Annotated in this window: 7 protein-coding genes; 5 read left to right on the forward strand and 2 right to left on the reverse strand. The window is 34.6% G+C overall.

The features are described from left to right. Window positions 1-10: 10 nt before the first annotated feature. A complete protein-coding gene (locus H0I32_RS15555) occupies window positions 11-2,563 on the reverse strand; it encodes a PDZ domain-containing protein (RefSeq protein WP_179314480.1) in 2,553 nt (850 codons plus the stop codon). Between the two features lie 42 nt (window positions 2,564-2,605). Further along, on the reverse strand, window positions 2,606-4,129 hold the full coding sequence (locus tag H0I32_RS15560) for a sulfatase family protein (protein ID WP_218747089.1): 1,524 nt from the start codon (window positions 4,127-4,129) through the stop codon (window positions 2,606-2,608). Between the two features lie 325 nt (window positions 4,130-4,454). On the opposite strand from H0I32_RS15560, the gene H0I32_RS15565 reads away from it, so the two are divergent. The 5 genes from H0I32_RS15565 to H0I32_RS15585 all read left to right on the forward strand — a co-directional run bounded on the left by H0I32_RS15565 (window position 4,455) and on the right by H0I32_RS15585 (window position 15,745). Further along, on the forward strand, window positions 4,455-6,839 hold the full coding sequence (locus H0I32_RS15565; protein WP_179314481.1) for a glycosyl hydrolase family 95 catalytic domain-containing protein: 2,385 nt from the start codon (window positions 4,455-4,457) through the stop codon (window positions 6,837-6,839). 10 nt (window positions 6,840-6,849) lie between these two features. Beyond that, entirely contained in the window at window positions 6,850-8,373 is a 1,524-nt protein-coding gene (locus H0I32_RS15570; RefSeq protein WP_179314482.1) for a sulfatase-like hydrolase/transferase, read from the forward strand. Between the two features lie 24 nt (window positions 8,374-8,397). Next, window positions 8,398-10,236: a sulfatase gene (locus H0I32_RS15575; RefSeq protein WP_218747090.1), complete on the forward strand. Its 1,839-nt coding sequence runs from the start codon at window positions 8,398-8,400 to the stop codon at window positions 10,234-10,236. A gap of 374 nt (window positions 10,237-10,610) precedes the next feature. Beyond that, the gene (locus tag H0I32_RS15580) at window positions 10,611-12,563 is read left to right on the forward strand and encodes a T9SS type A sorting domain-containing protein (protein ID WP_179314483.1); all 1,953 of its coding nucleotides are present in this window, start codon (window positions 10,611-10,613) and stop codon (window positions 12,561-12,563) included. 224 nt (window positions 12,564-12,787) lie between these two features. Next, window positions 12,788-15,745 (forward strand): sulfatase-like hydrolase/transferase, encoded by a 2,958-nt coding sequence (locus H0I32_RS15585; protein WP_179314484.1) that lies wholly within the window; start codon window positions 12,788-12,790, stop codon window positions 15,743-15,745. Window positions 15,746-15,932 lie beyond the last annotated feature (187 nt).

Below are 15,932 nucleotides of genomic sequence, written 5' to 3' on the forward strand. Positions count from 1 at the left end.
ATTATATGATTTATTTTTCAAAAGAAAATGTTTTTGATTCTTGATGTCTCCACACTTTTACGGTATGCTCATGGTTCGCTAATTGCTTCATGTTTTTAATAAAATCTTGTTCATTTGCTATTTTTTTAGAATTTAATTCAAATACGACATCATCCACTTTAAATCCCATTTTAGCCAATTTACTATCCTTAGGAACAGAAACCAATAAAACGCCATAGGTGTCAAACATTCCCGTTGCTGTAAGTTCGGCTTCTGTTTCTAGCGTTTTAAACTTAGCTCCAAATAATCCTTTCATCTTTTGCTCCACATACACATTGGATGCTACCTCTTTTGGTGCATGTATTTGTGGTTTCATCGCTAAACGCTTCAATTTATCTGAAGTAACACCAAAACCAGACATTGGAAAGTTTTTAAATCCAAGTTGTAATGCTTCTGATTGATTTGAAACTGTAAAATCGCCATGTTGAGGCGCTTCAAAAAGAACATTTCCATAGAGACTTTCTGCATCATCCAATGTTTGCTGCTGTACTCCATAAGCAGGAACAACGTCTTTAGCATCTGGATTGTGAATGAAATTTTTATTGCGTATGCCTCCCCAAAGCGTTGGATTACTAGATTTGTATACTGTCCCACCCCATAAAATGTTACTTTCAAAAATATCATGCGTTGGTTTAGGGTATGGTACATTACAGGTGTATCCTCTACCTAAGATTACATTATTAGTAACATTACGATGATAGCCTTCACGTGTTTTAATACCACCTGAAAGGCTGATATTATTATAGATTTCATAATTAGTGGAACCATCATCTAAATCGATATCCCAACCATGATCGCATTGCATTCTGTTATTTCGAATTGTAGTTGTTTGATATGCATCCCATAAAGGCATATTTGGATACTTTTCTATATAATTACTAATCATGGGCTTTCCATTTTCATCCATTAAATCTGGTCCTGATGGGCCAGCTCTAAACCAAAAACGATCTCTTCCCCAAGAATTAAATGCGCCATGATCGTGCGTTTCTAGTACAGTTTCAAAACAATCGTTCCATTCTATAATATGACCTCCCCAAGTACCATCACAAATATTAATGGCAGCCCTTGGTGTATGACTAATAGTATTGTGGGCAATTGTAATTCTTGATGACATAGAAATATTGATTCCTGAGGCTTGCTTTTCAAAACGACCACAACGCATCATCAGATTATTTTCAACTATACAATCTTCTGGATATTCTTCAGATTTTGGACCGATTGTAGTGTCTATTTCATCTATTGGTGGTGGAAGATGTTGAAAACTAAATGAAGGATCACGAACCGCAGCAAAGGAACCAACCAAGTTCACATCCGTAGAACCATTATTCTGAAAAAAGTTGCTTTTAATTTCTATATGACGATTATAACTATCAATAAATACAGCGTTTCCTCCCAATTCTTCGAAAGAACAATTTTCAACAATAATATGCTCCGTGCCACGTATATGAATAGCACCTCCACGATATACACACCAATCGCTTCTGAGTAAAGGCTCAATGGTTTCTTTTAAGGTTCTTTTTGTTCCCGTAAAGTGAATACCAGAAATCTGAATATGTTTTACTGGCTTAGTAGTTTCGTAGTTTTTAACAACGGTTTCTTTTTGTGCATTACCACTTTTGTGAATAACCATTTCAGCTACAGGTAGTTTATGCTCTCCATAAATCTCAATAAGATGTTTAATTTGAAGGACGGCTTCAATCTTTGTGTCGTTAAGATTTATATGGGCTTCTGGCATATAATATAACCAACCGTCCTTAACATTATGATACCACTCTCCTGGAACATCTAATTCTTCAAAAACATTTTCAATCATGCGATACCCTTTGTGAGGCGGAGCAGATCGGTTGTTTTGCCAACCACCTTCGTAAACCAATTCTCCTTTATTGTTTTTACCCGTCACAAAATAATGCTGACTTCCCCAAAGCCCTCTGTGCATTCCATTTAAGATGGCGCCTTCAGGATTTTCCCATTCTGCCGCTTTTTTAGCATCCCAAGCATCTGGCGTCGCTCCTGAAAAAGGAACTGTGCCTGCTTTTTTACCACGTACAGAATCATCACCATCTGTAGGTATAAATCCAGCGTTAAAATTTGGATACCTAGCCATATGTTGTCTGGTATGATCTACAAAAAGTTGATCGATAGCATTTAAATCACCAACGTTAGTTCTATAGATGCCATCCTTAAATAATTCCCATTTAGAGGAAATTAATTGCGCTCCAGTAATAACGACCTCTTCATTTTTAGCTGCAGAATATATAACAGGAAATTGTTCAGTACCACTATCTGCTGTGGTAATTTGTAAAGGCGTTATTAATCTATAAACTCCCTCATGTATAACAATGTTACATGCTTCTTTTCCTAAAAGCCCACTAGCTCTTAATTTTTTCTGAGCAGCTTCTATAGTTAACAAAGGCTTGGAGGCCGTTCCTTCATTTGAATCTGAACCATTGATTGCCACATGAATGTCTAGTGCATATAATGGTACAATACACAGTACTAATAATAAGGTGATTATTTTCTTCATTAATTTATATATTATTTTTTTTATTCCTATTTAAGCTGTAATTTATTTTGCTTTATCTTCTGCATATATATTTACGTCTCTATCATTTTTTTGAATTTCCCCAGGTGTACTTCTTCCTTTGTCAACATAAGATTGAAGTAATTTTGTCAATTCTTTTACTTTTTCAGGATATTTATCATACAGATTCGTGGTTTCAGCAATATCGTCTGTTAGATTGAATAACTGCACACTAGGTGATCCTTCTGGTGTTTGCCCTGCTCTTGGCGTACTCCAACCACCAGACCCTGGACAAAGTGCTAGTTTCCAATCTCCTTTTCTGATAGAAAAAGAACCATTAATACTATGGCTAATAATGTCTTCTCTATTTGTTTTCTTTGGATCTTTTAACGTTGGTAAAAAAGAAATGGCATCGACACCTGATGTATCATCTAACTTTATACCTGTAATATCAGAACAAGTAGCAATAAAGTCAGTCATACATGTTAATCTATCTGTTTGTGTTCCTGCTGTTATAACTTCTGGCCAACGAACAATAAAAGGTACGCGATGTCCACCTTCGTAAATATCGGCTTTATTTCCTCTTAGATTTCCACTAGGTGAGTGTCCTTTCTTTTTTAAAGCAGGAATTTTTGCAGCAGGCGAACACCCATTGTCCGTAGAAAATATAACAATAGTGTTTTCGGATAAATTATGTTTATCCAAAGCTTTTAAAACTTCTCCTACAACCCAATCTGTTTCCATTAAAAAATCACCATAAGGTCCTAATTCAGACTTTCCTCTCCATTTTTCACTAGGAACAATAGGCGTATGTGGTGAGGTTAATGGCAAGTATAAAAAGAACGGTTCTTTTTCTTCAGCTCTCTCGTTTATATAATCCACTGATTTTTCTGCAAAAACTTGTAAACATTCACCTGATTTAAAACTTGGAGCAGAAGGCCCTTTTCTAGAACGTATCTTTGGGTCATTCATAACAGAAGGAAGTTCTGTCACTTTTTCATTTTCAATATACACATACGGAGGCATATCTAAAGAAGCTGCTATTCCATAATAGTAATCAAAACCATTACTTGTTGGCGTTATAGCAGGTTTAGAATAATCGATATTCCATCCGCCACCTATTTGCCATTTTTCTTTCTTATAATTAGGTAACAGTTCCCAACCGATACCTAAATGCCATTTACCAATCATTGCGGTATGATAATCTGCTTGCTTTAACAAACTTGCTACGGTTGTTTCATCTTTTTTAAGCAACGGTTTTGTAGTCGGTTTATGGATGACCCCTTTAGATAAACTTGTTCTCCAATTATAACGACCTGTTAAAAGTGAATAGCGAGACGGTGTGCAAACGGAAGATGAGGTATGTGCGTCTGTAAAACGAATCCCTTCTTCTGCCAAACGATCTAAGTGTGGTGTCGCCGCTTTTCCTGTGGTATGAGAAACATCACCTATTCCCATATCATCGGCAAAAATAAATATGATATTTGGACGACTGGTATCTACTTGTTCTTGTGCTCGTATATGTTGGCTAAAACATAATACAAAAATTGCAATTATAGATTTATACATTTTGATCTGGATTGGATATTGGAATTAATAATGTAAAACTATGCATTAATGCTACAATGTGTTTTCTGTTATCGACCATTTTCTTACTCAATTTAAACTTGAGCAAATCATCGCGCGTCATCATGGTCGTTCTTAGGGTCAATTCAATATTTTTCCTATACGTACTAGTAACCAAAAGGGTGCCATATTTCATATTTAAAATTAGGTTTACACGCTATATATTTACCAAATGCTGAAATAAAGAAAGTAATTGCAAGATTAGAGAACAACTTTCTTTAGTTAATAAAATATATTTGTTATTCATTATCTAAACAAATAATAGTCCATGTTTCGATTAAAATTAGAAATACGTATTCTTTATCTTTTTATTCTTGTTTCGAGCACCTTATTTTCTCAGAATAATCAGGTCGATTTTAAAGTAGATTACGAATCCTTTTTATTTAAGCACGACCTGCTTTGGGATCTTGTTCCAGACAAATGGCAAACCGCGCCTTATTCAGGCAATGGTAATGTTGGCTTTTTATTGTATCAAAGTCCAGAGGAAAACGACAATGTTATTTCACTGCATATTGGTAGACATGATTATTACGATCATAGAGAAGCCAAAACAAAAGCTGATGAAATGCTTTGGATTAAACGAAGCAGATTACCATTAGGACATTTTAAGTTGAAATCTAAAGGAAAGATTACTGGTATCGATATGCGTTTAGATTTATGGAACGCAGAATTAATAGGTACTATCACAACGACTAAAGGAAGTTACAACATTAAAGGGTTGACGCATAGCACCACTGATATCATTTATTTTGAAACAGAGACAAAAGATGAAGACGTAGAAATCACATGGCATGCTGAAGATCCTATTCCACCTGTATACGAAGTTTTAAAAAGTGGAGGAGGACCAAAAGGAGGTACATGGGATAAAATGAGGGCTGTAACTTTAGAAATGGCACCCAAACCGACGTTCAGTGAGAAAAACGGTTACAAATTCTGTTACCAATCGTTATACGACAATAGAGGAGAAACTACTACAGGTTATAAGATAACAGGCGATGCTTCCGGAAAACAACAATTAATAGCGAGTGTACACCATTGTTTTCCTGATCATAATTCATTAGAAATAGTTACAGAAAATTTAGAATCTGCGGAAGCGCTTATCCAAAAAAACAACTTTGTATCTACCCATCAAAAATGGTGGCACGACTATTATCCATTAAGTTTTTTAACCATCAATGATGCGGAAAAAGAATCGTTCTATTGGATACAAATGTATAAACTAGGCTCTGCTTCTAGAGGAAACGGCCCAATTTTAGATTTAATGGGACCTTGGTACAACAGAACGTTTTGGCCAATGGTTTGGGGTGATTTAAATGTGCAACTCATCTATTGGACGCATTTAACAGCCAATAGAATGTCTATTGGAGAATCTCTACCAAACAACATTGATAAATATGCTGAAAACCTAGAAAACAATGTGCCTGCAAGTTGGAAAAATAGTGCTGCCGTTGCTGCTTTAATGCCGCAAGACCTCATCGCTTTCAACGGAGCAAAAGTGCCAGATATGCTAGCATGGATGTTAAACGATTATTGGTTGCATTGCCAATTTGCAGGCGATGATATTCGTATGCGAGACAACCTATTTCCAATCTTAAAAAAGACAGTGAATAGTTATTTAAATTATATAAAAGACAATCCTGTAGAAGCTGAAGATGGCAAAATTCATATTAAATACAGTTGGTCACCAGAATACAAACCTGGTCGTGGGCAAGATATTAATTTCACGTTAGCCTTAATTCGTTGGAGCTGTCAAACCCTAATTGATATTGATGAAAAGCATGAATTAAATGACCCGCTTAAAAAAGAATGGAAACATCTGTTGGATAATTTAGTGGATTTTCAAATCGATGAAAATGGTCTTATGGTTGGAAAAGATAGACCTTTTGCCAATCCGCACAGACACTATTCGCATCTATTAGCCTTTTATCCTTTGATGGTAATCACACCAGAAAAAGAAGAAGATAAAAAACTACTGCGCACGTCTTTAGACCATTGGTTAGATGTGACGTTTAATAGTGGTAAGAAAATCAAAGCCATGCCAGTTACAGGTTATACAGCAACTGGAGCATCTTCTATGTATGCCAATTTAGGCGATGCTGAAAAAGCGTATTATTATTTAGATTTTCTAATTAAGCATAAAAATATTTCGTCTACTACGATGTATTCCGAAGGAAAAATTAATCCGGTTATTGAAAGTCCGCTGTCTTTTTCCACAAGTTTACACGATATGATGTTGCAAAGTTGGGGCGGAAAAATACGCGTATTTCCTGCAAGTCCGAAAAAATGGAAAGATGTTGCTTTTCATGATTTAAGAACACAAGGTGCCTTTTTGATCAGTGCTAAAAAAGTAGAAGGAGTTACCGAATTTGTATCTATAAAAAGTTTAAAAGGAAATGCATGTGTCGTTCATGTAGATTTTGAAAATCCTAAATTTTATATCGAAGGGAAGTCCGTTTCTATAAATCAATCCGAAGATGGTTCTTACAAAATTGATTTAAAGCAAAATGAATCGGTTATTATTACTTCCAAAGAAATAAACAAAACAGATTTAAGTATTCAAGAATTACCAAAATCGGAAGCAGAGCAAAATCTATTCGGTTATGGTGAAAAAACAAAACGACTACCAGGTCATAAATACTACAGTTCTTATTAAATATAAACTCATGAAAAAATCTATTCTATACAGCATTTTTATATGCGCTTCGTTTATAGCATGCAAAGCACAAGAACAACAAAAGAAACCGAATGTCATTTTTATTTTTTCAGATGACCAACGGTATAATTCTCTGAGCATGACAGGCGACCCAATAGCGGAAACACCAAATATCGATCAGTTAGCAAAAGAAGGTGTCTTTTTTAACAATGCCTACATTACAAGTCCTATTTGCGGTCCTAGTAGAGCCAACATCTTTACAGCACAATGGGAACGAAAAAACAAAATTGGGTTTACCTACGTTTCTAAACATGTGATTTCCAAAGAAACCTATCAAAACAGTTGGCAAGCACAATTAAAAAAAGCTGGATATTCCACTGCTTTTATTGGAAAACACCACACAAAAATTGGAGATAAAAAAAACACACCGTTAAATAAAGGTACTGACTTTGCTTATTATGGTAATGGTCATTTGGGGTTTTATCCTGCAAAAAGACACAAACAGTTTGCTAATCTTAAAAACAAAACACAAATAGAAGGGTTCTTAGAAGCGACAAAAGCTTATTTGTCACAAGATGAAACCTATGATTACTTTTACAAAAACGCAGACCCATCTATTAAAAATCAATTGAAGAAAAGAGATCCTAACAAACCCTTTTCGGCATGGATTAATTTAAATCTTCCACATGCGTCTAGTATTGGTGGTATGGGATCGGAAGACACGGATCCAGAATATTATAAAACAAAATACGATGATGTAAAGCATAAAATGGAATTTCCAGATGACTATCCTCAAGATATTAGTTTGCCTAAAGAAGTGTATGCAACATCCGATTTAATGAAATATTATGTCACATCTAATAAAGGCAAGTTATTAAATGAAAAGCTAAAAATGGATCGCGCTAATTATGCTATCGATTTAATGGTAGGGAATTTACGTGCCTTTTTACAAGAAATTGGTGAAGCGGATAATACCATTATTATATTTTGCTCCGACAATGGTCTGTTTTTAGGCGAACATGGATTAGGCGGAAAAACCATTTTGTATGATGAATCGGTACATGTGCCAATGATTGTGTATTCACCATTTTTCAACGATAAAACAAAAAGCAAAGTAGTTGATGAATTAGTGGTTGGTCAAGATATTCCTGCAACTATTTTAGAAATGTGTGGTGTAGAAACACCGGAATCCTATCAAGGTAAAAGTATGCTTCCACTAATTGCCGGTGAAAATACAGATTGGAGAGAAGACATCTTTTTAGAAAATTTATTTACAGATCAAGGTTACCCTAGACAAGAGGGAGTACGCGGTAAACAGTTTAAGTACATTCGCTCTTTTAGTAAAGAAAATGACCGAAATAAATATGTTCCAAATCAATCTATTGAAACGGATGAACAACCGATTTACGAAGAATTATTTGATATAATAAACGACCCAAAAGAACAGAATAACTTGGTTGGGAATAAAGACTATTTAGAGATTTTAAACGTGTACAGACAAAGATGTAAAACCCTTGTATCTGAACTAAATTAGTTTTATAATTAAGTAATAATCATCATGAAAAAAGTATTTCTATTAGGAATGGCTTGTTTAGTTATGTCAAGCAGTTTTGCACAAGAAAGACCAAAAAAGCCAAATGTAGTATTAATTTTAACCGATGATTTAGGTTGGCAAGACGTAAAATGCTATGATATTGATGAGCCTTCTCCATTCGAAACCCCAAACATAGATAAATTAGCAAAAGAAGGAGTTTTATTCTGGCAAGCGTATTCTCCTGCAACGACGTGTTCTCCGTCTAGAGGTGCAATCTTATCTGGCCAACACCCAGTGCGTCTAGAAAGAACTAGCGTAAGAGGAGGTCATCCACCATTGCCTTTTAATCATGGATCTACCTTGATTAGTCCTTGGATGCGCGGTGCTTTAGATGCTTCTAAAGTGACGATAGCTGAATCCCTTAAATCTAATGGTTATAAAACAGGACACTCAGGAAAGTGGCATGTTGGTATCGCTAGAACAGACGAACCTTTACCAGAAGAGCAAGGATTTGATTTCTCAAAACATGGCTTTGGACCTCATAAAAGAATGACCGATCGTACAAAAGGATTTGCAACGACGGATCCTTCAGATCCATTTACACTAGAAGAAGATGGTTTTCCTTTTGATGATATCACTCAAGACGGTATTGACTTTATGGACCAAAACAAAAAAGATCCATTTTTTCTGTTTTATGCTTCTCGATTAGTACACACGCCTATACAAACAAGAAGTGAAGCTTTATTGCGTAAATACTATGAGAAATTAGGATTAGAATATCCTAAAAAGAATGACATGTGGGACGAAGCAGGTCAAAAAAACGCCTATTATGCTGCCATGGTAGAAATGATAGATCATTACACTGGTCAACTGATTACATATCTTGAAGAAACAGAAGATCCAAGATGGCCAGGACATATGTTAATCGAAAATATCTATGTTATTTTTACTTCAGATAATGGTGGTATGGAACAACATACAAAAGAAATTATTACAGACAACTATCCTTTAGACAAAGGAAAGATAAATGCAAAAGAAGGTGGTGTAAGAGTACCACTAATCATAACAGGACCAAATATTGCTGCAAATACAGAATCTAATGTTATGGTAAATGGTGTGGATTTCTATCCTACGATACTAAGTTGGACAAACACTCCAAAAGATGCGAATCAAATATTCGATGGTTCTGATTTATCTACATTACTAGATAAAGACCCAACAGATGTTAAATTAGTTTTAGATCCTGAAACCGGAAAACCAAGAAATACGATGATGTGGCACTTTCCAAACAGCGCTATGCAATCTACATTGCGAATTGGAGATTTTAAACTTGTACGTGAATATACGGCTACTGAAGAAAAAACAGATTTAGCTTTATATCAATTGTACGAAAATGGTTCTAAACGTGTCGATATTGAAGAATCTCAAAATCTAGCAGAAAAAATGCCAGAGAAAACAAATGAGATGAATCGTCTTTTAACAGAACGATTAGAAAAACTAAATGCAAGATATCCTTATTTAAATCCAACTAGTAAATCTGCGTTACCTAATAAATCTAAAATACCTACTGTTGTTGAGCATGGCATAGATGGAAAAAATGTTTGGTTAAAATATAAAAACAATGGAGCTAAGGTGGTAAAAGCAGAATTAATTTATACAACTAATGGTGGTGTACGTGGTGAAATTTGGTTTCCTGTTTCTATGAATCTTAGGAATGATAATGTTTCTGTAGCATTGCCAAAAGGAACAACACATTACGTCTTTAATTTAATTGACGAAAACAATTACTTAATAGGTTATCCTGATGGTGGATACCAAAAAACGACTAAAGTATTTGCAAATAAGGCAATTGCCGTTAAATAATTAAAATTATTTCATATTTAAAGAAGCACTATAGGATTAAATTCTATAGTGCTTCTTTTGTTATATATACATATTAACTCAACTATATCATAACCAAAATGCAATTCAGAGGCTATTGAAACCACTATGCAAATCTGCTTAATTTAAATAAATGGTCGATTTAAGTCTCGCTTTGGTTAAAGGGTTGAATTAAAATACTATATATAAATAATAGCACTATTCCACTGTATAACGTAAAATTGGTAGTATAGAGCAATGATTTAGTGAATGAGAGAAAATTTAGTTAAGTCTCTAATCTTATTTTTACATGGTCTTCAAAATATGAAAATGATGATTTATTTGGAGGCTATTAAATAAATTAAGCAGTTACCGTTATGCCAAAGATTTTATATTTTTTTTTATTTTCAATATCATTTCTACAGATATCTAATGCGCAGTTTTTGTGGTTAGAAGATCAAACAAATACGCGTAAAATTGAGTTTACAGCCGAAGAAGATGTACCTACTAATTTAACAGGAAACATTCCAAACCCTAATACTTCAGGAATTAATACACACACTATTGTCTCTAAATTTAATAGAGTTGAAGGTACACAAGATTTTTTGAAATTTAATTTATTCAATTACATAACAGATTTAACCGATTATACAGTTACGTTTAAAGCCTATATTGATATACCTACTGATGAGCTAACTACAAACAACTCAAAATTAAGAGTGTTTTTTGATAGTTCTGATGAAGGACAACGTGTTTTTGAACAACTGAATTTTACAGTTGGACAAGAATGGGAAACGTTTACGTTTCATTTTGAAAATGTTGTGGTTCCACATGTTGATGGCTATGATCTTATGACAATAGGTTTTGCTAATGGTAGTGTAGAAGAACCTGCCATGACTTACTATATTGATGAGATATACGGATCAACAGATCAAACCGCTACCGTAGGAGATCATCCAGCGGCTTGGTTACAAGGTTCATGGGGAGTTACATTTCCTGTTTTTGGTGGTGAAAGGTTAGATACAGAAGTTGCTACAGGCCATGACCCATTAGGAGGTGCACAAGAGGTTGTTGCAGAACTTCCAGCTGCAGGGCACGTTATTACAAACCTTAGTTATTTTGCACACTCTCATTATTTTACAATGAGAGATAATACTAATGTAGATGTAGCTACAGAGATACACGAAAGTTTAGTTCCTAGTGCAGAGAATCAACAAATCATGCTGGACGTTTTGCAAACATTTAAAGATGCAGATAAGAAGATTATTTTGTACATATCTTCTAACTATTTAGATAGAGCAAGTGATGAAACGAAAGCGGCTTGGGTAGATTATTATACAGCTAATTTTAATGGAGATGAATATTTAGCTTACAGAGATTTAGTTCAAGGATTTATTCCTGCGATAGCAGAGTATGCTGATGGATATTGGTTTGATACAACAGGCGCACTTCTTGACGATGGAAATTTAGAAGATTTTGTTCAAATGTTTAAAGATGCCGATCCTGAAGCTGCTATGTCAGTGTCTGAATTTGGTCATAAACATTATATAGATGGCGTATTAGTTGCCGTTGATTCTGATGGAGTTGATGATGAAGATGAAAGCGACTATGATGTATCAAACTTTAGAGGCAACAATACTTCTCAAGATTTTACAAGAGGACATGTCTCTGCGTTAGCTGGTGGTGCTCCGCCAAATTCTTGGGGATACGAGGAGTTTACATTACCTGCTATGGTTGGTAATCCTTGGTCAATGTATGAAAAAAAACAAGTATTAAAACATGCATGGTTTCCTATTAGAGATAAATGGCATGTTAGTTCCGCAAATTTAATATTTGGAATAGAAGATGCTTACAGATTTACTAAAATTTTAATAGACGCCAATGCTGGTGTTACCTTTGCAACTACAATATCTAATGCTAATGCTGATGAAGGCCATATGATGGCTGATGAAATGGTTATTATGAAAGCAATTAACGATAGACTTCTTTCTAGTCCTGTACCCGATTTTGAACCATATGTAAGACCAGATGGGGCTTATCTAGTCGGTGAAACGCTAAGTACAAATTCATATGAATTTACTAATCAATCGGATGTTAAGTTGTATCCCAACCCAGTAACTAATTGTTTAACAATTTCTAGAACAACTACAGATATAAATAACATAACGGTCCTAAACGTACTAGGAACTAAAGTACTGAATAAAGCATGGACTAATGGAACGACGACCACACAATTAGACGTGTCTACTTTAAAATCAGGAATTTACCTTATTAAGCTTTCGAATGGGAATAATTATAGCATCACTCGAAAAATAATAGTATCCAAGTAAAAATAAGTAATACCAAATGAATTATAAAATGAGACTAAAATAATTTGGATTATAGCGTTCACAGACGACTAATAAAATCTAAGCATAGCCATAAGTCTACGGTTCTATTTTATTATGAAGTATGTGAGTGATAGAAGCAAATTATTAGGCTTATTTTATGGTTTATTTGGTATAATCGCAACTAATGTAACTTTTGATAAAACTTTTTTAAATAAACTAATTTCATGATGAGAAACACGACGTTACTTTTATTATTCAGTATTCTTTTTTTACCACAAACAAATGGTCAAGAGATAATTAAACCAAATATCGTTTTTATTTATGCAGATGATCTAGGCTGGCAGGACACCCAGTTGAATGATGTTGGAGATGTTGTTCCTTGGGAAACACCTAATATGTTAGCATTGGCTGAGGATGGAGCTAATTTTTCACAAGCCTATGCTTCAGCGCCAACTTGTGCACCGTCAAGAGGAGGTACAATGAGTGGTAGAATGCCTCTTAAAACCAAAATGACTCATGTCGCAGGAGGGCAAATACCTAAAGTTAAACTTTCAAATAAAACTATAGAGTCGTATTATCCTGGCAGATTACAACTCGATGAAGTGACCATAGCTGAAGCATTAAATCCTTTAGGATATGTATCTGGTCATATTGGCAAATGGCATATGGCAGCTAACCACAATATTTATCCAGAAGCTGTAGATCAAGGGTTTGATTACCAAGACACTGATAGAGGAATTACGAGATCCATGGGAGACCGATCAGTGGACTTTGCCACAGATGCAGAAGATGATCCTTATCGATTAGATGCAGATGGAAGACCTTATGACGCTGTAACAGAACTAGCATTGGATTTTATGGATGATAACAAAGAGGAACCCTTTTTCCTATACATGGCTCACTGGTTAGTTCACTCACCTATACAAACAAGAGATTTAGCATTACTAGAATATTATTGTAATAAATTAGGAATTCCTGTGCCTACAACCGATGCAAACATTACGACTCCAGGCCAAACAAATCCCTATTATGGAGCGATGATTGCGAGTTTAGATTGGAGTTTAGGGAGAGTAGTAGATTATTTAAAAGAGACAGATGATCCAAGAAATCCAGGGATGAAATTATTTGATACAACGTATATCATATTTGCGTCAGATAATGGAGGTGCAGAAAATCATGGGTCAGAAATTATTACAGATAACTTTCCTTTAGATTTAGGGAAAACACACACCAAAGAAGGCGGTTTGCGTACACCATTTGTTATAACTGGACCTGGTATTGTAGAAAATCAAGTATATGATAACATAGTTTCTCATTTAGATTTTTATCCTACAATTATGGAGGTTACTGGAGCAGATGCTGTTCTTGATGCCAATGTTCTGAACAATTTAGATGGTGTAAGTTTATTTCCTTTTTTAAGTGGCACTGAAACAGAAATAAAAAATAGTGACAATACTGAAAGAACAGACCTTTTTTGGCATTACCCACATGGACAAGATGAAAGAGCATCTTCAGCTATTAGAAGTGGAAATTATAAATTGTATAAAATCTATGATAACGGAGATTATTATAAAGCTTACCAATTATATAATGACGATGGATCTGACAGTGATATAGAAGAGATGTTTGATGTTATAGATACCATGCCTGTATCGATTAAAAATGAAATGATCTTAAAACTAGAGACGCTTTTAGCTGAAAACGATACAAGAATACCACATTTTAATCCAGATTATAATGGTGATCCTTTAGTTAATCAAGATATTGTTCCTTCTATAACTTCAACAGTTTATGATGAGAATACAAGTGTAGCCACAGCAACGCTAACTACCAATCCTGGAGATGCAATTATTGAAACGGCTTATTTGCTTTATAGGATAGAAGAAGTAGACACACCAGAAGAAGAGTGGTTTGAACTTCCTGCAACCATAGATGGTAACGTGATTACAGCCGATGTGCCAGAAGTAGCGACAGGAGTTGTGTTTACGTTAATAGATGAAAATAATTTTGTAGTCATATCGAATGCCATATCAATATTTAACCCTCATAAGATAATACTTGCTAACGCTGTTGGAGAACAAGCTTTTAAAGTAGTAGATGAATATGCTGAGTTAATTGGGAATACAACGATAGGAGGTACAGCTTATTTACAAGCAAGGACTGAAGAAGGCGGAGATGGAGCAAAATTTTATGTAAAAGCTCCTGCAGATGTTGAAACTATAACTTGTGATAAAATTACATTAGGAATTATATCTCAATCAGCAGATACTGTAAATGTCGATATTATTATTGATGGAGAAACACAAAGTTTTACGTATACAAGTACAAATAATAATACTCCAGAATTATTTGAATTTGATACTCCGGTGACATTTACACAGTCATCTAAAGAAATACAAGTCATCACAACCTCACTTTCTAATTCAGGTGGGTTAACACCAAGAGTAAGATTTGTAGATCTTTTCTTTAATGTTTTAGGAGCTACACAACCACTTAGTGAAATAACGCTTAATACAACGGAAGAAGAACAACAATTTGAACCAGAAAGTACAGATGTATATGCAGAATTGATAGGAAATACTACTACTGGTGGTGCATTTGTACAAATGAGAACAGAAGGCGGAGGAGATGGTTTTAATATCAATGTAAAAGCTACTGAATCTGTATTATGTGAAAAGATAGTATTTAGAGTACGGTCACTTGCAGGTGATACGGCAAACTTTGATGTTACTATTGGCGGCGAAACTCAAAGTTTTGAATACACAAGTACGAACAGTACAGCTGATTTAAATTATGAATTTGATACGCCAACAACAATAACTGAAGCGGCGCAAACTATGGAGTTTTTAGTAACTAACCTTTCCAATGCTACTATAGATACTACACCAAGATTTAGAGTTTACGCTGTTACATATCATTTAGATTTAAGTAGCTTAGGAGTTGATGAGGTGCTAGATAATAGAGAAGCACTTAAATTATTTCCTAATCCGGTTAAAGGCACTTTTAGTCTTTCAAAATCCGTAGCATCAGGTGTATTGTATAGTTTACATGGCGCTAAAGCATACGAATTTAATAATCAGTATCAAGACATCGATATCTCAGAGCTCAAAACAGGCTTATACTTTTTGCAAGTCATACATGAAGATGGTAGTAAATCGACTTTAAAATTATTGAAGGAATAAGTTCAATTTTATATAATTAAAAATTGCCCTTTTGCATCGAAGAGAGACGTTCTCTGATGCGAAAGGGCTTTTTTTTTAGTGTCAATTAACGATTCTAAACTTGACGAAATAAAATGATAATATGTAATGTATAATAAAATATTTAGTGGCAGATAACTTGGATTAAAAACGGTTCAATCGCAACATA

The sequence above is a fragment of the Winogradskyella sp. HaHa_3_26 genome, assembly GCF_019278425.1.
GTDB classification, from domain to species: Bacteria; Bacteroidota; Bacteroidia; order Flavobacteriales; family Flavobacteriaceae; genus Winogradskyella; species Winogradskyella undariae.